At 39.3% G+C, this 20214-nt stretch carries 20 protein-coding genes; 11 read left to right on the forward strand and 9 right to left on the reverse strand.

Annotated elements, in window-relative coordinates; translation table 11 throughout:
- Positions 1–17 precede the first annotated feature (17 nt).
- Together ACHJH3_RS04085 and ACHJH3_RS04090 are read right to left on the reverse strand one after the other, a co-directional pair.
- Positions 18–671: an amino acid ABC transporter permease gene (locus ACHJH3_RS04085; protein ID WP_407063689.1), complete on the reverse strand. Its 654-nt coding sequence runs from the start codon at positions 669–671 to the stop codon at positions 18–20.
- Between the two features lie 96 nt (positions 672–767).
- The gene (locus ACHJH3_RS04090; RefSeq protein ID WP_407063690.1) at positions 768–1757 is read right to left on the reverse strand and encodes a c-type cytochrome; all 990 of its coding nucleotides are present in this window, start codon (positions 1755–1757) and stop codon (positions 768–770) included.
- A 151-nt stretch (positions 1758–1908) separates the two neighbouring features.
- Between ACHJH3_RS04090 and ACHJH3_RS04095 the strand changes: the two genes are divergently transcribed.
- From ACHJH3_RS04095 to murI, 9 genes are all read left to right on the forward strand, one after another.
- The gene (locus ACHJH3_RS04095) at positions 1909–2163 is read left to right on the forward strand and encodes a CBU_0592 family membrane protein (RefSeq protein WP_407063691.1); all 255 of its coding nucleotides are present in this window, start codon (positions 1909–1911) and stop codon (positions 2161–2163) included.
- Positions 2160–3146, forward strand: a complete 987-nt coding sequence (locus tag ACHJH3_RS04100; protein ID WP_407063692.1) for an agmatine deiminase family protein — start codon at positions 2160–2162, stop codon at positions 3144–3146. The genes ACHJH3_RS04095 and ACHJH3_RS04100 overlap by 4 nt, the downstream gene beginning before the upstream one ends.
- A 94-nt stretch (positions 3147–3240) precedes the next feature.
- Positions 3241–4101 carry a cation diffusion facilitator family transporter gene (locus tag ACHJH3_RS04105; protein ID WP_407063693.1) on the forward strand — a complete coding sequence of 287 codons (861 nt, stop codon included), beginning with the start codon at positions 3241–3243 and terminating at the stop codon, positions 4099–4101.
- Positions 4102–4174: 73 nt separating this feature from the next.
- Entirely contained in the window at positions 4175–5047 is an 873-nt protein-coding gene (locus tag ACHJH3_RS04110; RefSeq protein ID WP_407063694.1) for a carbon-nitrogen hydrolase, read from the forward strand.
- 92 nt (positions 5048–5139) lie between these two features.
- Entirely contained in the window at positions 5140–5925 is a 786-nt protein-coding gene (locus tag ACHJH3_RS04115) for an EFR1 family ferrodoxin (RefSeq protein WP_407063695.1), read from the forward strand.
- 245 nt (positions 5926–6170) lie between these two features.
- Positions 6171–7109, forward strand: a complete 939-nt coding sequence (locus tag ACHJH3_RS04120; RefSeq protein WP_173030915.1) for a TAXI family TRAP transporter solute-binding subunit — start codon at positions 6171–6173, stop codon at positions 7107–7109.
- Between the two features lie 26 nt (positions 7110–7135).
- A complete protein-coding gene (locus ACHJH3_RS04125) occupies positions 7136–9211 on the forward strand; it encodes a TRAP transporter permease (protein ID WP_407063696.1) in 2076 nt (691 codons plus the stop codon).
- A 3-nt stretch (positions 9212–9214) separates the two neighbouring features.
- The gene (locus ACHJH3_RS04130) at positions 9215–10120 is read left to right on the forward strand and encodes a DMT family transporter (RefSeq protein WP_407063697.1); all 906 of its coding nucleotides are present in this window, start codon (positions 9215–9217) and stop codon (positions 10118–10120) included.
- The gene (murI, locus tag ACHJH3_RS04135; RefSeq protein WP_407063698.1) at positions 10117–10899 is read left to right on the forward strand and encodes a glutamate racemase; all 783 of its coding nucleotides are present in this window, start codon (positions 10117–10119) and stop codon (positions 10897–10899) included. The genes ACHJH3_RS04130 and murI overlap by 4 nt, the downstream gene beginning before the upstream one ends.
- 45 nt (positions 10900–10944) lie before the next feature.
- On the opposite strand, the gene ACHJH3_RS04140 is transcribed toward murI, so the two are convergent.
- The 4 genes from ACHJH3_RS04140 to ACHJH3_RS04155 form a co-directional block, all read right to left on the reverse strand.
- Entirely contained in the window at positions 10945–11445 is a 501-nt protein-coding gene (locus ACHJH3_RS04140; RefSeq protein ID WP_407063699.1) for a tetratricopeptide repeat protein, read from the reverse strand.
- Positions 11446–11508: 63 nt separating this feature from the next.
- Complete coding sequence (locus ACHJH3_RS04145; RefSeq protein ID WP_407063700.1) at positions 11509–12156, reverse strand: M48 family metallopeptidase; 648 nt, start codon at positions 12154–12156, stop codon at positions 11509–11511.
- 18 nt (positions 12157–12174) lie between these two features.
- On the reverse strand, positions 12175–13512 hold the full coding sequence (gene pgtP, locus ACHJH3_RS04150) for a phosphoglycerate transporter protein PgtP (RefSeq protein ID WP_407063701.1): 1338 nt from the start codon (positions 13510–13512) through the stop codon (positions 12175–12177).
- 116 nt (positions 13513–13628) lie between these two features.
- A complete protein-coding gene (locus tag ACHJH3_RS04155; RefSeq protein WP_407063702.1) occupies positions 13629–14948 on the reverse strand; it encodes an MATE family efflux transporter in 1320 nt (439 codons plus the stop codon).
- Positions 14949–15266: 318 nt separating this feature from the next.
- On the opposite strand from ACHJH3_RS04155, the gene ACHJH3_RS04160 reads away from it, so the two are divergent.
- Positions 15267–16580, forward strand: a complete 1314-nt coding sequence (locus ACHJH3_RS04160; protein ID WP_407063703.1) for a sodium-dependent transporter — start codon at positions 15267–15269, stop codon at positions 16578–16580.
- Positions 16581–16588: 8 nt separating this feature from the next.
- Positions 16589–18526 carry a ribosomal protection-like ABC-F family protein gene (gene abc-f / locus ACHJH3_RS04165; protein ID WP_407063704.1) on the forward strand — a complete coding sequence of 646 codons (1938 nt, stop codon included), beginning with the start codon at positions 16589–16591 and terminating at the stop codon, positions 18524–18526.
- 12 nt (positions 18527–18538) lie between these two features.
- Here the strand turns inward: abc-f and ACHJH3_RS04170 are convergent, their stop codons facing one another.
- From ACHJH3_RS04170 to ACHJH3_RS04180, 3 genes are all read right to left on the reverse strand, one after another.
- The gene (locus ACHJH3_RS04170; RefSeq protein ID WP_407063705.1) at positions 18539–19021 is read right to left on the reverse strand and encodes a hypothetical protein; all 483 of its coding nucleotides are present in this window, start codon (positions 19019–19021) and stop codon (positions 18539–18541) included.
- Complete coding sequence (locus ACHJH3_RS04175) at positions 19018–19362, reverse strand: hypothetical protein (RefSeq protein WP_407063706.1); 345 nt, start codon at positions 19360–19362, stop codon at positions 19018–19020. Before ACHJH3_RS04175 ends, ACHJH3_RS04170 begins: the two co-directional genes overlap by 4 nt.
- 399 nt (positions 19363–19761) lie before the next feature.
- Positions 19762–20100 (reverse strand): hypothetical protein, encoded by a 339-nt coding sequence (locus ACHJH3_RS04180; RefSeq protein WP_407063707.1) that lies wholly within the window; start codon positions 20098–20100, stop codon positions 19762–19764.
- Positions 20101–20214 lie beyond the last annotated feature (114 nt).

The raw sequence follows: 20214 nt of genomic DNA on the forward strand, positions 1-20214 counted from the left end.
GCGCGTCAAATAAAATACTAGCTCCTTGCAACTCTCATCCTTCTTTCAAGCCATGTCAGCGCAAGCGATATAGGCAAGATAATAACAAGATAGCTGATAACAAGCATAAAAAGCGCCTCATCGGTTTTATAATAAAGCCCGATGAGATCCTTTGCGACATAGACTAGATCCGCAAGAGCTACTATGCTGACTATTGAAGTTTCTTTAAGTAAAAATATTATATTTGCGCTTATTGACGGTAGGGCGACGCTAAAAGCTTGTGGCAATACTACATATCCAAGAAGCTGATGATCGTTTAATCCTATGCTTAATCCCGCTTCAAGTTGAGATTTTTTTACCGACTCAAACCCGAGCCTAAAACTCTCCGCCATGTAGCTTCCCCCAAGAAAGGTAAGCCCTATAACAGCGCATGAAAACGAGCTTATATTTATGCCCAGCTTTGGCAAACCGTAATACAAGAAAAACAGCTGTATAAGAAGCGGAGTGTTGCGCGAAAGTTCGATATAGCCATTAACTATAGGCACTAAAGGATTGATCTTATAAAATTTAATCATCATACAAAATATACCGACAAGGATAGAAAAGACTATCCCCCAAAAGGCTAGATTTAGCGTCAAAATTCCGGCCTTTATAAACATCGGATAAAATTCTTTTATAAACTCAAAATCCATAAATTTGACCTATTGTTTAAAATTTGCGAGATTTTAGCGTATTAATACTAAATTTAAAGACAAAATTAGTATTAATACGACTACCGAAAGAAAAATTTATTTTTTAAGCATAGGTTTGTATGGTCCAAATCTGTGAGCGTTCTCGTCAAATCCGTCGTTGTAAGGTCCTACATCCATATCCATAGGCTTTACGTCAAGATCGGGGAAGTCTTTTTCGCGACCTTGTTTGATAGGTCTAGGATGAGAGTTCATATAAGCCGTTACGTCATACGCTTCTTCCCAGCTTAGAGTCGCGTCGCCTTGAGGCATGGTTGATTTTACATATTGAGCGCCTTTTATTAAGCGGTACATGCCAGCTCCCGTGTTGTAGCTGTCATCTCCCCAAAGTGCGGGAAATATATAATAATCTCCGCCGTTTGCAAAGTCTGGATTTATCATGCCTTCTCCGTTTTCACCGTGGCATGAGGCGCATTTGGCTGCATAAATTTCTTTACCTTTTTTAGGATCGGCAGCCCTATCTATGTATTCGGCCTTAACGAGCCCTTGACCCTTGACCTTTGAGCCCACTTCATATCCGCTTGATAGCCAGTGCATATAAGTTACCATCGCGCGCATCTCTTTTGAATTCGCAGGTATCGGTTTGCCCGACATCGAGCGCTGAAAGCAGCCGTTTATGCGATCTTGCAGGGTTACCACCTGATCGGCTCTTGAGTTGTATTGAGGAAATCTAGCCGTAATTCCTACGAAAGGAGAGTGTCCAGGCTCAACTCCGCCCTTTGAGTGGCAGCTTGAACAGGATAGGTTGTTGCCCGCAAAGCGCTTTTTCTCGTCTTTTGCCTGAGGGCCAAGATAGCGCGAGGTCTCGTTTAGTAGCTTTGAGCCGAATATAACTGTTTTTGCATAAGGAGAGTCGCCAAGCTTGACTTCGTCTATTATGCCGTTTTCATCAATTCCCGCAGGAAGCTTGAATTCCTGAACTTTTACTTCAAACGGATAAGCGCTTTTAGCCTTATCTTTGGCTGCGTCAAACGCAAAAGAGCTGCTTATCAAAAGCGGCACAGCCATCAGCAAAACACTGTTTTTCATAAAATCTCCTTATGGTTAAGTTATTTAAATTCTATTTAGAATATATTAGAAAATATTACAGCAATTTAATGTAGATATTCTTTAATTTTTAAAACTAGAATTTTTTTAATATGTTACAATTAGCTTTAAAATTTTCGTATTAAGAGTGTCGATGGATATTTTTCAATTTATCGGATTTCTAGGCATGATTTGTATCGTTCTTGGATATTTACTTCTTCAGATAGGAAGACTTACAAGCAATGACTTAAGCTATCAGCTTATAAATTTAGTAGGAGCGATACTGCTTATCATCTCGCTTCTTGTGCATTTTAATCTAGGCTCTTTTTTGATAGAGGTTTTTTGGATATTCATAACGCTTTATGGAATTTTTAAAATTTACAAAAACAGATCAAGGAGTGAAATTTGAGAGCTTATGCAGAGTGGGAAAAGCAAGAGCTTCTGTTTTTATCGTTACCGCACGAAAACAGCGACTGGCAGCCGTATTTGAACGAAATTTTAGATAGCTACGAAGAGCTTGTGGCGGCGATAACTCCTTTTCAAAAGTGCGTTTTGATATGTCCCGATGAAGAAATTTTTAACTTACGATTTGCCAAATTTGATAATGTGGAGTTTGTTAAGATTGATACCGATGATACGTGGATACGCGATTACGGGATGATTGACGTTGAAAACGGAGATAAAATTTTAAGCTATGATTTTAAATTCAACGCATGGGGCGGGAAATTTGAAAGCTCAAAGGATAATGCCGTAAATTTAGAGCTTATTAAGCGTTTTAGGACAAATTTGCAAGAGATTGATTTCATCCTAGAGGGCGGAAGTGTAGAATTTAACGGACAAGGCACTTTGCTAACGACTGAAACTTGCCTGTTAAACGATAATAGAAATTCCAAATTTAGTAAAGATCAGATTGAAGAGAGGCTAAAAGAGCTTTTTGGCTTAAATCGTGTTATCTGGCTTAAGCACGGCTTCATAAAGGGCGATGATACCGACTCTCACATAGATACTTTGGCTAGATTTATCTCACCTGATACGATTGCCTATGCTTGCACGGATGATAAAAACGACGAGCACTATGAGGAGCTTGAAAAAATGAAGCAAGAGCTTGAAAAAACGGGCTTTAACCTCTTGCCACTTCCGCTTCCTAGCCCTAAATTTTACGAAGGTAAAAGGCTAGGGTGTACTTATGCAAATTTTATCTTTGTAAACGGCGCTTTGATTGTGCCTACCTATGATGATAGAAACGATAAAATCGTGCTTGAACGCCTTGCAAAAGCGCTTCCAAATCACAAAATAATAGGCGTAAATTCGCTCGTTTTTGTTCGTCAAAACGGCTCGCTTCACTGCTCAAGCCAAAACAGATACGAAGGCTCGCGAGATAAATTATCTTGATAATAGATGAGATGATAAGATGCCAGCAGAGCAAATAAAATCTAAAAATGAGCGGCAAGACTCTACATTAAATAGCTTAAAAACGGAAAAAAAATTGCAGCGTTTAGCGGTTATTACCGCCGGGGCTACGGCATTTTTGCTGGCTATCATTAAACTTATCTCAGGCATTTATAGCGGCTCCATATCCGTGCTTAGCTCCGCTATTGATTCTATGCTTGATTGTCTTATATCGGTACTAAATTTCTTTGCACTTAAGAAGTCAAACGCTCCGGCAAACGATAAATTTAACTTCGGCTACACCAAGCTTGAAGCCTTGGCGGCGCTTTTTGAAGGGGCTTTAATCATCGCAATCGGTGTTTTTATATTTTATGAAAGCGCTATTAAATTTACCGCCGAAGAGGTTAGCATAGATGTCAATACCGGTCTTTACGTTATGGTTTTTTCTTTAGGCGTTACGGGAATTTTGGTAGCGTTTTTAAACAAAGTAGCTCAAAAAACTCAAAATTTAATCATAAAGGCAGACGCGCTTCACTATAAGAGCGATTTTTTCACGAATTTAGCCGTAGTTGCCGCTCTTGTGATTATCAAATTTACTGGATTTACGATAATAGACGCGATTTTTGGCGTTTTAATTAGCTTTTATATAGTTCATTCTGCTATAAATTTGTTAAAAGACAGCGTTTTGGTCCTTATGGACAGGGCGCTTGAGCCTGAAATCATAAAGCAGATAGAGGAGATACTCTCTTTAAAAAAGGAAATTTCAAGTTTTCACGGACTTACTAGCAGAAAGAGCGCAAATGATTGTTATATCAGCGTTCATCTTGTGTTTGATAAAGAAATTTTACTAATCAGAGCTCACGACATATCAAACGAGATAGAAGAGCAGATTAGGACTAAATTTCCGCAGTTTGAGTGGCATATCATCACTCATCTTGATCCGTATGACGATAGGTAGTATAAAGAGCGATTTATGAGGCGTTTATCCTCTTTGATGTATAATTTTTAAAATTTAAATTTAAGGTAAAATTATGAAAGTAGCTTTAATTCAGCAGAAATTTCACGGAACTAAAGAGGCGACAAACCAAAAGACTTTAGATCTAATTAAACATGCTTCAAGCCAGGGCGCTGATCTTGTGGTGTGCCAAGAGCTTCATCAAACGCAATATTTTTGTCAAAGTGAGGATACGGAATTTTTTGATTTGGCAAACGATTGGCAAGACGATGTGAGGTTTTGGGGTGAGGTTGCTAAGTTAAACGGCGTAGTTTTGGTTACTTCGCTATTTGAAAAGCGCGCAGACGGGCTTTATCATAACACCGCTTACGTATATGAAAAAGACGGCAAAGTTGCGGGCAAATACCGCAAAATGCACATACCTGACGATCCCGGATTTTACGAGAAATTTTATTTTACGCCCGGAGACATTGGATTTGAGCCGATACAAACGAGTCTTGGCAAGCTTGGCGTTTTGGTTTGCTGGGATCAGTGGTATCCTGAGGCGGCTAGACTTATGGCTTTGCGTGGAGCGCAAATTTTAATATACCCTACGGCGATAGGATGGTTTGAGTCTGATACCGAGGCTGAAAAATCTCGCCAGCTTGAGGCGTGGGTAGCCGTTCAGCGCGGTCATGCGGTAGCAAACGGTTTACCTGTGGTGGCGGTAAATCGCGTAGGATTTGAAAAAGATACAAGCGGAGCTATGGACGGCATAAAATTTTGGGGCAATAGCTTTGTATTTGGACCTCAAGGAGAGGAAATTTTCCGCGCCGATAGCACAAGCGAACTATGCGAGATAGTAGAAATCGATATGAAAAGAAGCGAAGAAGTGCGTCGAATTTGGCCTTTTTTAAGAGATCGAAGGATCGATGCTTATGCGAATTTGACAAAGAGATTTATTGACTAAAAATTTTAAGATATTTTATTACTGCAAAATTTGCTATAAAATTTAGATTTAATCAAATTTACTCAGATATATTGAGTTAAATTTGATTAAATTTGTTTGCGAGAAAATTTACGATAGCGATTTATTTTAGCTCTGCGGGCAATACCAAATACTGCATTAATCAATTCATAAGCTACCTTCATGAGGATGTTTTAACGGTTTCGATTGAAGATGTTGCTTGCGCTAAACATTTAAGCAAACATCAAGATGTCATTCTTGCGTATCCTATTTATTTTAGCGACCTGCCAAGGATTGTGCGTGAGTTTCTTTACAAAAACAGCGCAAATTTTAATGGCAAAAATGTATTTATAATCTCTACGATGGAGGCTTTTAGCGGTGATGGGACCGGATGTGCGGCTAGAATTTTAAAGAAATTCGGTGCAAATATAACGGGCGGGGCGCATATAAAAATGCCCGGATTTATCCTTGATGTAGGTATTTTTAGCTATTCGCACGAGAAAAACGAACGCATAATCAGCCAAGCTTCTATTAAAATAAAACACCTTGCGGAGCTGTTTATGGCGGGTAAGTATCCTAAGCACGGACTAAGCTTGTTTCATCAAATAGCGGGATTTTTAGGGCAGCGACTTTGGATGAAAATTTATGACAAGACACCATTTAGTAAGAGTAAGCCCACTCTTGATGAAGCTCGTTGCACGGGTTGTGGCAGTTGCGTGAAGCCTTGCCCGATGGCAAATATAAGCTTGGTTGCTAGAAAGGCTAAATTTGATGATAACTGCACACTTTGTTATAGATGCGTAAATATATGTAATCAAAAAGCCATAACAATACTCGGTAAAGCAAAAAATTTAGAAAAGTCAATTCCTGCTAGATTTTAGTCCTGCGAATTTGCAATAAGTAGCCTAAAATTCAGCTTTTGCGATCTCTTAAATTTAACACTTCTTTTTGCAAATGCTTTAGAAATTTATATTAAATAAAACTTAAGAAATTATTTTTTAAAGTTAAAATGTGTAAAATTAGCAAAAATTTTAAATAAGCCGTAAAAAATTAAATGGATTTTTCATAAAAAACTATTTTTTTGTGATACGATAAAAAATCCAAAATTTATGATAAAGGATTGGCTATGAAAAAGACATCTTTAGTTTTAGCAGGGCTTCTTTTTGCTTCGACACTTGGCGCAAAAGAGTTTATATCTATCGGCACGGGTGGAATGACAGGCACTTATTATCCTGTCGGAGGCGCGATTTGCCGTCTTGCAAATAAAGATCCTCAGATAAAATGCTCCGTGCAATCAACCGGAGGCTCTATATATAACGTAAATAACGTGCTTAAAAAAGAGCTGAATTTCGGTTTCGTGCAAAGCGACGTAGTCTATGATAAATACAACGGTGTTGGCAAATTTAAAGATATGGGCGATAAAAATTTACGTGCTGTAGTATCAATCTATCCTGAGCTTTTGGCGTTTGTCGTATCAAAAGCAAGCGGAATAGCTTCAATAAATGACCTTGAGGGCAAAAATATAAACGTAGGAAATCCGGGTAGCGGTAATGAAATGACGGCTCTTACCGTGTTTAACGCCTACGGCTTTGACGCTAAGAAGCTAAAGCATCACGGAGTTTTAACGGCTCAAGAGTGTCCGCACGCACTTAAGGATAAGAAAATTGACGGATATTTTTACATGGTAGGTCACCCTACGGCAAACATCACTGACGCCGCAAATTCAATGCCTATTGATATTGTAAATATTAGCGGCGAAAATATCGATAAGATGCTTAAAGAGTTTCCTTATTTTGCAAAAGGCGTGATACCAAAAGGCACTTACGAAGGCGTTGATAAAGACGTAGAAAGTATAGGCGTTAAGGCTGTTTTGGTAACAAATAAAGATATGAGCGATAAGGCTGTAGCGGCTGTCGTTAAGGCAATACTAGATAACTTTGACGAGTATAAAACACTTCACCCTGCGCTTGGTGCGGTAACGAAAGAGTCTTTAGTCGAAGGACTTTCAGCACCGCTTCACCCTGCGGCTGAGGCTGAGTTTAAAAAACACGGAATAATAAAATAATATAAATCAAATTTAAAGGTAGGTGTATGGAAGTTGGAAATGTAGCGGCGCAAGAGAAAGAGGAATTTGTAGAGGTTAAGACAAGAGAGATAAACTCGAATTTTTATCTTTATCTAACAAGTATAATCTGCTTTGCGTGGTCGGTTTTCCAGCTTTACATAGCCTACTTTCCGATGAATACGACTATGTCGCGATCCGTTCACTTTGCATTTGCGATAGGGCTTGTGTTTTTGCTCTATCCGCTTAAATTTCATAAAAAGGCTCATACGAGCATGCCGATTTATGATATCGTCCTTTGCGTCGTGGGTGTTTTTGCGGCTCTTTATCCTTTTATAGAATTTTACTCTTTGGCTCAAAGACCGGGCGATTATACTAAAGTTGATATTGCGGTGTCGTGCATCGCCGTTTTGATACTGTTTGAAGCGGGCAGACGCGTGATAGGTCCTGCTTTAGGCATTATCGCGGCTATATTTTTAGCGTATGATTACTTTGGTCAATATATGCCCGATATCATAGCTCATCAAGGTGCGAGCCTAAATAAGCTTGCAGGACATATGTATCTAACTACCGAGGGTGTATTTGGTGTGCCTCTTGGGGTTAGCGTTAGCTTTATCTATCTGTTTGTATTGTTTGGTTCGTTGCTTGAGCGAGCCGGAGCGGGGCAGTATTTTATAAATTTGGCCTTTGCGATGCTTGGCAGATTTAGAGGAGGTCCTGCTAAGGCCTCGGTTATCGCTAGCGGGCTAACGGGAATGGTTTCAGGAAGCTCAACGGCAAACGTAGTAACGGTTGGAACATTTACTATACCTCTTATGAAAAAAGCCGGTTTAAGCAGCACTAAAGCAGGTGCCATCGAAGTTGCTGCGGGTGTAAACGGTCAGCTTATGCCGCCTATTATGGGTGCAGCAGCCTTTATCATAGCCGAATTTTTGGGCATGAGCTATACAAATGTAATGATAGCTGCTGTAATTCCAGCATTTGTTTGCTATATGTCTCTGTTTTTTATTGTGCATTTGGAGGCTTGTAAGCTTGGGCTTAAAGGCATGCAGCACGATAAGAATTTCTCAAGATTTAAAATTTTTGTAAGCGGAATTCACTATCTGATTCCGATTCTGGTTTTGCTTTATACTCTTTTGATAGCAAAAGAATCACCTATTTCCGCCGCTTTTAACGCTATTAACGTATTATTTTTGATAATAATATTTCAAGAGCCTATTAGAAAATTGGCATTTAAAGAAAAAGTTAGTAAAAACGACTTTATTATCGGCTTTGCCGATATCTTCTGGGCGATGGTCGGCGCAGCTAGAAACATGACTACAATCGCGATAGCAACGGGTTTAGCCGGTATCATCGTAGGCTCTATCTCGCTTACGGGTGTCGGTCAGGTGCTGTCTGAAGTAGTCGAGACGCTAGCCGGAAACAACATCGTGCTTATACTGTTTTTAACGGCGATCATGTCGCTAATTCTTGGCATGGGACTTCCGACTACGGCTAATTATATCGTGGTAAGCTCGCTCGTGGCTCCCGTAATTTTATTTTTAGCTTATAAAAACGGCTTTTTGATACCTGCGATTGCGGTGCATCTGTTTGTGTTTTACTTTGGAATTTTAGCAGACGATACCCCGCCTGTTGGAATCGCCGCTTACGCTGCTGCAGGAATTGCCAAAGCAAATCCGGTAACTGTCGGTGTTCAGGGATTTTTTTATGATCTAAGAACGACTATTTTGCCGTTTTCGTTTGTATTTAATAACAAATTGCTTCTTATTGAGAGCGTAAATCCTGCTTCTCCAAGCGACGCCAAGGGCATAGTTTGGATAACAAATCCGGCAGAGATACTTCTCATATTTTCAACCGCACTTATAGGCATGTTTGCTTTTGCGTCCGCACTTCAAGGTTATTTTGTTACTCGCGTTCAAATTTGGGAGCGAGCCTTGCTTATGCTGGTTGTGCCGCTAACATTGGTGCCAAATATGTGCGCTAAATATATCCCGTTTATCGCAAACGAATATATCTCTTACGCTATTGGCGCGGGGATTTATTTTGCACTTTTTGCTTATCAGTGGATAAAGAACAAAAGCGGGAAAAGAGCGCTTGCGATATAGGCTATGTTTAAAGCCTATGTTTCGTTAATTGGCGCTACTTTCATCGTTGGGTTTTCGTTTGCTTTTGTAAAAATTTCGCTTGAGAGCGCAAGCGTATTTGAAAGTCTTGCGCATAGATTTAGCTTAGCTTTTCTTGCTGTTTTGATCTTGCTTAAATTTGGCGTTATCAGCGCTAAATTTAGCTTGCAGGATTTAAAGCAAGTGGCGTTTATCGCGGCTTTATACCCAAGCTCGTTTTTTGCGTTTCAGGCTTTTGGGCTAGTTTATACAAGCTCTCTTGTGGCGGGAGTTTTGCATGCCTGCACACCTATCATGACTATGATTTTTGCGCAAATTTTTATCAAAGAGCGAACAAATTTACTGCAAAAGCTCTTTATCTTGATATCTGTTTTTGGCGTAGTTTATATACTTGTAATGTCAGGAAATTTAAGTGCAAATTCAAGCTTTTTAGGCAACTTTTTGATCCTTCTTTCAGTAGTTGCCATCTCGCTTTATAATGTTTTCACAAGGAAAATTTTAGCCAAATTTGAGATATCAAAGCTCGTTGTTATAATGGTTTTTATCGGATTTGTCTTTTTTAACGGTTTAAATTTGATCGATTTTATTTCAAGCGAACGTGATCTGAAGCTTTATTTTGCACCGTTTTTAGAGCTTAAATTTAGCTTTGCGATAGCATTTTTAGCCATCTTTAGCTCCGTATGTACATCGTTTTTATTTGGCTACGCATTAAAACATCTTGAAGCTTTTAAAGTCGGCATCTTTAGCAACCTTTCGACTTTGATAACCATCATCGCGGGAGTCGTTTTACTAGATGAAAAATTTGAAATTTATCATTTTATAGGGACAATTTTGATAATCTTAGGCGTTTTAGGTCTTAACTTATCAAATTTAAACAGGAAACAAGAGTGAAAATAGCTATTTTTGACTCAGGGCTTGGCGGACTTAGCGTGCTAAATGAGGCTTTAAAGAAATTGCCAAACGAGCAATTTTTATACTATGCCGATAGAGATAACGTCCCTTACGGTCTAAAATCAAACGAGGAAATTTTAAAATTTACGACCAAAGCGGTAAAATTTATGCAAGAGCAGGGCGCAAAGGCTATCGTTATCGCTTGCAATACGGCTACAAGTGTCGCTATAAAAGAGCTTCGATCGAATTTTAACTTGCCTATCATCGGCATGGAGCCCGCCGTAAAAAAGGCCGTTGATACATGCAAAAAAGCAAGAACTCTCGTCATTGCCACGCCAGTTACCGTTAAAGGAAATAAGCTAAAAGAGCTGATAGCTCGCGTTGATAGCGATCATCTTATAGATCTCGTTGCGCTTGCAAAGCTGGTTGAATTTGCCGAAAATGAGGAGTTTAACTCGCCTAGAGTGAAGGAGTATTTACAAAGCGAGCTTTTAGAATTTGATCTGTCGCTTTACTCGTCATTGGTGCTTGGCTGCACGCATTTTAATTATTTTAAAGATAGCTTGCGTGAAATTTTACCAAGCCATATAAGGCTGCTTGACGGCAACGAAGGCACTGTAAATAAGCTTAAATTTGAGCTTGAAAGGCTAAATTTGCTTGAAAACACCCCTGCAGATGTGGAGTATTTTTATTCAGGTAGAGCGGTAAAAGAAAGTGCTGAGCTAGATAAGATAGATAGATGCCTAGCTCGCCTTGAAAAGATGCTTTTGATAGAGTGAATTTGCAAATTTAAATTTCATCCCCGAAGCGTTTTGGCGCTAAATTTAAAGCTTGTTTGATCTTTCAAGATCGCCAGCCCACTCACATCCCAGCTTATCGCCCGCATTGCAGGACTTGTCAAAAAACTCTTTTGCTTTTTTGAAATTTGAGCGTTCAAGATATGCAGAGCCAACCGTGCTGCAAGCATAGCCTTGCCCGAGTTCGCAAGCTTTAGTAAAGAGCTCTTCTGCTTTTTTGGAGTCAGCCTTAATCGTTTCGCCAAGCTCATACATCCCACCTGCTTGCGAGCAGCCCTCGCCCGATCCTGCTTCACAACCTTTGATATATAACTCAAGCGCCTTTTTAGAGTCTTTGTTTATAAATTTGCCGACTTGATACATAGTGCCTAGTTTTGAACACGCATCAGCATTTTTATTTTTGCAAGCGGTGCTAAATTTCTCAAATGCTGTTTTAAATTCAGCATTTTGATAGGCTTTTAATCCGTCTTCAAAATCCCCGCTCATCGCAACCATAGCCGCAGCAGATAGCATTAATATCTTTTTCATTTGATCTCCTAAAATTTGAGATATTTTATCATAATAAAAATTATACTATGCTAATATAGCAGATTATATAATAGCTTTGTTTAGGCGCTTTTCGCGTTCTTTAAAATCGCTCATTAAAGAGCCGATATACTCATAAAAGCTCTTTTGATGATGCGGGTAAATGAGATGGGTTAGTTCGTGAAGTATGACGTATTCGATTAGACCCGGCTCTTTTTCGATGAGGTTTAGATTTAAGTTAATGTAGCCTTTGTGATAATTACAACTTCCCCAGCGTGTTTGCATTTTTCGTATCACTACGCGGTTTATTTTGCGGTTTATGATAGGGGCAAATTTATCGATAAATCCAGTAAAAACACGCTTTGCTTCGCTTTTTTTAAACTCTTCTAGTCTCTTTAAATTTGCAGCTAAAATTTGATCATCCGATATCAAAACGGAGTTTAAATTTTCATCAAATTTTATCTTATAAATTTTGCCAAACAATCTAAACTCATCATCTTTTGGCAAATTTGCCGAAATTCTTTCATGCGTTTTAGTAAGCCAATCTTTGTGAGCGTTTAGGAAATTTATGGCTGTTTTTTGTGTAGTATAAAACGGCAAAGAGCAAGAAATTTTGCCTTGCTTATTTATTTTAAGCCTTATATTTCTTGCTCTTTTTGTAAATTTTAAAAATACTTTAAAATCTAAAAAATCAATTACTCTCTCTTTTGTCATATTGTGCTAAAGAGCGTATCAGTCAAGCTGTCTTGATGTCTTGTGGAACAAAGTTAGGGCGATAAACATAAACGCCAAAACACAAGAGGCGATTAGTGCGTAAAATCCACCGTCCCATCCAAAGACATCTACTAATTTACCCATTACATATCCCGCACTTGCCGAGCCTAGCAAATATCCAAATAGTCCCGTTAGTCCTGTCGCAGTGCCCGTTGCTACTCTAGGCACAAGATCGGCAGCTTGAAGTCCTATCATCATAACAGGTCCGTATATCAAAAATCCGATTGCAACCAAACAGAGGTTATCTACTAAAGGATTGCCGGCAGGGTTTTTCCAGTAAACCACTATAGCGATTAAGACGCCCACCAAAAAGAGCAGCATAGGCGGTGCGCGGTGGCCTTTGAAAACTTTGTCGCTTAGATATCCGCTGGCGAGCATACCGAAAATTCCCGCGTATTCGTAGAGGAAATATGCCCAGCTTTGCTTGTCTACTGTAAAGTGCTTAACCTCTTTTAGGTATGTAGGCGCCCAGTCTATGATCCCATATCTAACAAAATATACAAATATATTAGCAATAGTTATAGCCCACAAAAATTTGTTATTGATGATATATTTGTAGAAGATATCTTTTGAGCTTAGAGTGTGGGCTGATTCTACTTTTTGGACATGCTTTTCTCCTTTATACTCTTCAACAGGCGGTAAGCCTACGGATTCAGGGGTATCTCGCATGAGATAAAACATCACGAAGGCTAAGACTATGGCGATTAATGCAGGCAGGTAAAATAGCGATTGCCAAACGCCAAAAATGGAAAGTCCAAGTATAGCAAGAGGTCCTATAAGTCCGCCTCCTAAGTTGTGAGAGACATTCCACCAGCTCCACCATACTCCGCGCTCCGATGTAGAAAACCAGTTTGTCATGCTCTTTGCACCGGGAGGATAACCCATGCCTTGAAACCAGCCGTTAAGTGCGCCAAGAATTATCATAGTTCCTATAGATGAAAGCACTCCCGGAACTAAGCCAAATATAAGACTCACTATTGCCGAGCAGATAAGACCTATCGCCATAAAATACTTGGGGTTGCTTCTATCCGAGATGTTTCCCATGATAAATTTACTAAAGCCGTAAGCCATAGACAGCGCCACACCGACTTTACCTAAATCAGCCTTGCTAAAGCCGTATTCGTCGATAAGATAAGGAATTGCTAGAGAGAAGTTTTTGCGGATGAGGTAGTATGCCGCATAACCTATAAATACACCGGCAAAAATTTGCCAACGAAGTTTTTTATACTCCGCATCAACGCGAGAAGGCTCTACTTTTTGCGTTGATGGAGGAGAAGCCTTTAGAAAAGAAAACATATTTCTCCTTGTTAAGTAGTAAATTTAAATAAAAACACGCCATTTTATCACAAGGTAACTTTAAAATTTGCTTTATTGTATAAATTTAAGATTTTATTAATATATTTAACTTGACCTCACACAAGCCGTTTTGACTGCCATTTTCTACTCTTCCATCGCCAAGTATTTACAAGGCCTCTTAACCACTCGTCAGCTACAAATCCGATCCAAACTCCAATAATTCCCATACCTTGAACTATACCAAGATAGTATCCAAGCGGCAAGCTAACGCCCCACATGAAAATAAGCCCCGTTATAAGCGGAAATTTAGCGTCTCCTGCGGCACGAAGCGAATTTACTATGACGATGTTAAATGTTCGTCCCGTCTCAAGCACGATAGAAAGCGCAAACAACGGTAGCATGATCTCTTTTAGCTCGGCTGTCAAATTTAACCTATCCATGATGATCTCTTTGCCAAAGTATGCGGCTAAAACCACGATAGTAGTGGCTATAAAGCCAAGCTTAAGCGCGTAAAACGTCCTTTTATAAGCGTCATCAAACCGCATGGCACCTACTAAATGCCCCACGATGATCTCGTTTGCCACGCTTATACTAGCTCCGCAAAGCAAGATCAAAAGTGTGATCTGAAAATATATGGTCTGCACGCTTAGGCTTGCTTCACCCATGCTTGCTACAAAGCCAAAAGCGACCATGTATTGCGCCATCCAGAGTAAATTTTCTCCCGCGCTTGGAAGCCCGACCGATAAAATTTTGCTTAAAATTTTAAACGGAAGGCTAACTAGCATTTTTATATCAATTCTAACTTTAGCCGTGCGAGAAAGGATGATAAAAAGCACTATAAGCGCAACTAGCCTTCCGACGAGAGTTGATACGCCAACTCCGTATAATCCGTAGTTTGGAAGCCCAAACCAGCCAAAAAGAGCTATCGCGTTGCCAAGAAGCGTAATGACATTCATTAAAACGGAGACAAGCATAACCTGAAATGCGAAGTTATAGACTCTAATAACCGCCGCAAGCACCATCCCGACTCCGTCAAAAAATAGCGCTATGCCAAGAACGTGTAGGTAGTTAAAGCTCTCGTCTATCAAATTTTCAGGCACTTGTAAAAGCTCTAAGACCTCATGTCCGTAAAAGTAGATAAATATCGCCGCAGTGATACCAAAAATAGTGTTAAAAGTGATGCTTGCGTGTATAACTCTGATGGCTAAATTTTTGTTTTTTGCGCCCAAGGCTTGAGCGACCACGACCGAGCAACCAACGCTTAAAAAGCTAAAAATTGTCATGAAAAGATCCATGACTTGATTGCCCGCACCCATTGCGCCCACTAGATGAATGCTTACTTTTGTCACCATGTAGGTGTTTATGATGAGCGTTATGAAGTGTAAAAACATATCCAAAAATATAGGAATCGTAAGCTTTCTAAGTGAGAGGTTCATAAATTTCTCTTTTGTACAGGGGGTTAAATTTAAGGGCTAATTATATCAAATCATCTGCGTTAATTATCCTTAAATTCCTGTTGTTAAGTTAATTTAAGCCTTTAAATTTTAAAGCTACAAAGCGATGTTTGTAAATTTGAATTTTGATTTAACTAATAAGAAATGAAATTTGCAAATTTCATTAAACTGCCATTTTAAACTTTGTATGCAACAAAGCTAAACATTATCCCTCATTTATGCCTAAAATAGGCTTTTTATAATATTTTTATTAGCTTACTTAAGTATAATCTTTGCAAATTTAAATTTAACGGGTGCGAAATGGAAAAGAGAAATTTCACTTCAAGATGGGCCTTTATCATCGCTTCGGTAGGCTCTGCTATAGGCATGGCAAACGTCTGGGGATTTCCTTATAAGGTAGGGACAAACGGTGGAGGCGCATTTTTGCTTATATATCTGTTTTTTATCGCGATATTTTCATATGTGGGACTTTCGGCCGAATACGCTATCGGTAGGCGAGCTAAAACAGGCACTCTTGGCTCTTACGAGTATGCTTTTAGCACGCGCGGACTTGATAAGATAGGCAAAATCGTAGGCTGGATACCGCTGGCAGGATCCATGTGTATAGCCATAGGCTATGCCGTCATCATCGCTTATATCCTAAAGGCGCTTACTCAAGCTATCACGGGCTCTTTAATGAGCGTTGATACAAATACCTGGTTTGAGTCTTTTGCCTTGAGTGATTATTCGGTCATTCCTTTTCACTTTATAGTGGTTGCGGGTACGCTTTTTACCCTTCTTTTTGGTGCAAAGAGCATAGAAAAAACAAATAAAATAATGATGCCTCTGTTTTTCGTGCTGTTTTTTATACTCGCCATTAGAGTTGCTATGCTTGACGGGGCTTTTGAAGGATATAAATTTATCTTTAGAGGAGGCTGGGATAAGTTAAGCGAGCCTATGGTTTGGGTAGCTGCTATGGGACAGGCGTTCTTCTCGCTTTCTATCACGGGATCCGGCATGATAGTTTATGGAGCTTATCTATCTAAAAAAGAAGATATTGTAGATTCCGCTAAGAAGACGGCGTTTTTTGATACTCTTGCGGCGATGACGGCTGCTCTTGTAATGATACCTGCGGTATTTGCTTACTCTATGGATCCGGCTGCCGGTCCCGGGCTGCTTTTTGTAACTTTGCCTAAAATTTTACAAGATATGCCCGGCGGGCAAATTTTTGCGATTATTTTATTTACGGCTGTGATATTTGGCGGTATAACGTCTTTACAAAACATGTTTGAGGCCGTCGCCGAATCGATAATGCACAAATTCCCAAACATAAAACGCGTGCCTATGCTGATTATCTTGTGTGTGGTTTGCTTTGGCATAGGCGTAAATATGGAAGCTATTAGCAAATGGGGTCCTTGGATGGATTTCGTATCTATCTATATTATCCCTATCGGTGCGGTTATAGGCGCGATATCTTGGTTTTGGATTATCAAAAAAGAAGAGATAATGGGCGAGATAAATACAGGTGCAGCTAAAGCTCAAGGTGCGCTTTGGTATAACATAGGAAGATATATCTATGTGCCGATGGCTCTTACTCTTTGTATAATTGCACTTAGCATGCAACACTCGTTTTAAGGGTTAAAGTGGCGTTAGTCGATCTTATCGAAGTTAGTAAGAAATTTGGCGCTAATGAAATTTTAAATCAGATAAATTTCAGCATAAACGAGCGTGAGATCATAGCCGTCATAGGCAAAAACGGAAGCGGCAAGAGCACTCTTATGAAGCTTGTAGCAGGAAGCTATGAGCCTGACACGGGAAGGCGTGTAGTGCAAAACGGCATAAAGGTCGAGATGCTCGCGCAAAATCCTAAATTTGATGAAGGTATAAGCGTCAAGGAGGCTTTAAATTTAGAACTTAAAGAGATATTTGACGCTAGAAGCGAGTATACAACCGTGCTTGAAAAGCTTGCCGACAATCCAAGCGATAAGGAGCTTAATTTAAAGCAAGATGAACTTATAAAATTTATAGAAGCGAAAGACGGCTGGCAGATCGAGCGAAAGATAGAGCAGGTTTTGATCGAATTTAAGCTAAAAGAGTATGAAAATAGGGCGGTTTCTAGCCTTAGCGGTGGTGAAATTCGCCGCGTAGCGCTAGGCGCTTTAATCCTTAAAAAGCCAGATGTGCTCTTACTTGATGAGCCGACAAACCACCTTGACGTATATATGGTGCGCTTTTTAGAACAGATGCTTAAAGGCTCAAAGCAAACCATCGTATTTATAAGCCATGATCGATATTTTATCGATGCTTTGGCGACTAGAAGCGTTGAGGTAGAGGAGGGCAAGCTTCGAAGTTTTGACGGCGGATATGCTAACTACTTGGCTAAAAAAGAGGAAATTTTACTCTCTTTGGCCAAATCTCACGAGACATTGCTAAAACAGCTTAAAAGCGAAGAGGAGTGGCTAAGACGCGGAGTTAAAGCTCGCCTTAAGCGCAACGAGGGTCGCAAAGAGCGCGTTATGCAGATGCGTGAAGAAGCCAAGAAAAATCCCGGTGTTATCAGACGAGTAAGACTTGAGCTTGAGCGTGCGAGTAAAAATTTCAACCAAACCCACTCGACAAATCGCAAAAAAATGCTTTTTGAGATTAAAAATTTAAGCAAAAATATCGGCGGTAAAATTTTATTTGAAAAATTTGACGCGCGGGTATTGCAAGGAGAGCGTATCGCTATAGTAGGGCGAAACGGAAGCGGCAAGAGTACCTTGCTAAAAATTTTGCTGGGACTTGATAAGCCAAGCGGCGGCGAGATAAAGCGTGGCGATGTAAGGATAGGGTATTTTGATCAGGCAAGAAGTGTGCTAAGCGATGAAAAGAGCCTGATCGAAGTCTTTTGCCCAAACGGCGGAGATAGGGTGCAGGTGCGCGGACGAAATATGCACGTGTATGGGTATCTTAAAAATTTCCTCTTTCCAAAAGAGTTTTTGGATAAGCCAATCGGCGTGTTAAGCGGAGGGGAGAAAAACCGCGTTGCACTTGCTTTGCTTTTTGCGGGCGAATACGATGTGCTTGTGCTTGATGAGCCGACAAACGACCTTGATATCGCAACTATTAATATTTTAGAAGATTATCTGCAAAGCTTTGAGGGTGCTATCTTGCTTGTTAGCCACGATAGGTATTTTGTGGATAAAATTTCATCTAAACTTTGGGCTTTTGAGGGTGCTAAAATCGAAGTGGTTCATCAAGATTATAGCGTTTATCTTGAGCTTGAAGATGAGTTAAAAGAGCTTGATAAATTTGAAGCTGAGATTAGCAAAGATAGCGAAAATTCGGCCGAAAAACAAAAGAGTAAGAGCAGAAAATTAAGCTATAAAGAAAATCAAATTTTACAAAATCATCCGGATAAAATCGCTGCTTTAGAGGCTCAAATTTCAAAGTTAAATGATGGACTCGGCGATCCAAATGTTTATCAAAAAATAGGACTAACTAAGCTTTATGAGGAGCTTGAAGCTGCTAAAAAAGAGCTTGAAATTTTAGAAAACGAGTATTTTGAAGTTTTAGAAATCGCTGAAAATTTGGATAGTTAAATTTAAAGTATTTTAAATTATATCTGCACCATAAAGCATATTCTTTTTATAGTCCAGATATAACTCCTTTTCTCCTGCTTGGTCTATTCCGTAACCCGCAATCGTTCTTGTATTAAGCTGCATCAGTCCAAAGTCATAGTCAATTATTTCTAACGCCTTTTTATTCATTATCATAAAATCATATAAAAATTCCGCGCTCTTAACATCAACCGGGAAAACACTGACATAGGGTAAATTTTTACTCTTTTTTGCCTTATAGCCAACTTGCTGCAATACCCAATGGGTAAAATCAGGGGTTTTAGTCTTAATGGCTATAACATACGGCTGAAAATCAGTTTCCGTCTTTGCGTAAGCCAAGATAATATCTTTGTCTATGTTAAATTTCTCATCTAGCATTTTAGCTTCAAGATAGACACTCTCTTTAAAAGAGGTATCAGCCGCTAAAGCAGCCGATACTATAAGAGCCGATATTATCAGGGGTAGAGAAAGTTTCATCTTCCGCTACCATACATCTTTTCGTTGTAAATATAATAGTGGCTAGCAAAATCATACCCACTAATACCTAGCGCATCAAATCTTGGATGACCTTTGGTCGCCTTTTTCTTTAATGCGCCGTATTTTTTAGCGTTGTCCATATCTCCCAACTCGGCATATATAATAGACAAAAATTCACATTGCCCCTTGTCGCTTAATTTCTCGCAACCAAATTTAAGCATATTAGTAGCCTCTTTATTGGCTATAATCTCTTTTGCTGCTGCAACCGCGCTGGAATTTCCTGTTTCTTTGTAAAATTTAGCAGCTATAAGCTCAATAGCTATAATTTTGCAAGCACCCATCACTTTCTTTTTATAGCAATATTCAGGCACAGTCTTTGTATAAAATTTCTCAAAATCACCTTTATTTAAAATAGCCTTTGTCCTTTCGGCTGCCAGACAATAGCCTTCGTTGTCTTCAGTGGCACATTTTTTTGTAAATTCTTAATATCGTTTTCCAAAATACTAGGATTGATGATGCTGTTCGCTATTGCCATATCGGTCGTATAATCATACGTATCTTTAGCAGTTAAATTTAAGCTTAAAAAAACCCAATGCCAATAAGCAAGTAGCCGTAAATTTTGTTAGTTTCATTTAATTCTCCTTTGATGTTTAATATTATAAATTGATTTGATATTATTGTGTGTATTATTAAAGTAATAGGCAGTAAAAGGAGCTTAAATTCGCTCCTTTAAATTTAAATCAGCAAGAAGGAACGTTGCCGCTATCTTTTGCGTAATGGATCACAAAATCACAGATATCAGGCTGAAATTTCTTAAACTGCGATCCTTGTAAAAACTCTGCCGCGCCCGGATATTTTTGTGAATACTCTTTTATAAGTCCTTCTGCGCCGTTTTCGCAAAGAGCTTTCCACTCGGCTATAGTGTGCTGAGCGGCAAAAGCGTCGCCTTTAATGCCCGTAGCGTCTTTCATAAATTTAAGATATAGCTTTTGCCCGCGCGCGTGATCGGCTGAAGCGCTACTTATCGCCAGACTAAGACATGCTAAAACCGCAAATGTGACCGATGTAAATTTCTTCATTTCTACTCCTTGACGTATTGTGAAATTTAAAATATATAGGTTGCAATCATACCTTATATGTTAAAAAAGTTATGTGACTAAATTACATAAATATATTTTATATAATGATACAAT

The organism is Campylobacter canis (assembly GCF_045504005.1).
Classification (GTDB): domain Bacteria; phylum Campylobacterota; class Campylobacteria; order Campylobacterales; family Campylobacteraceae; genus Campylobacter_A; species Campylobacter_A canis.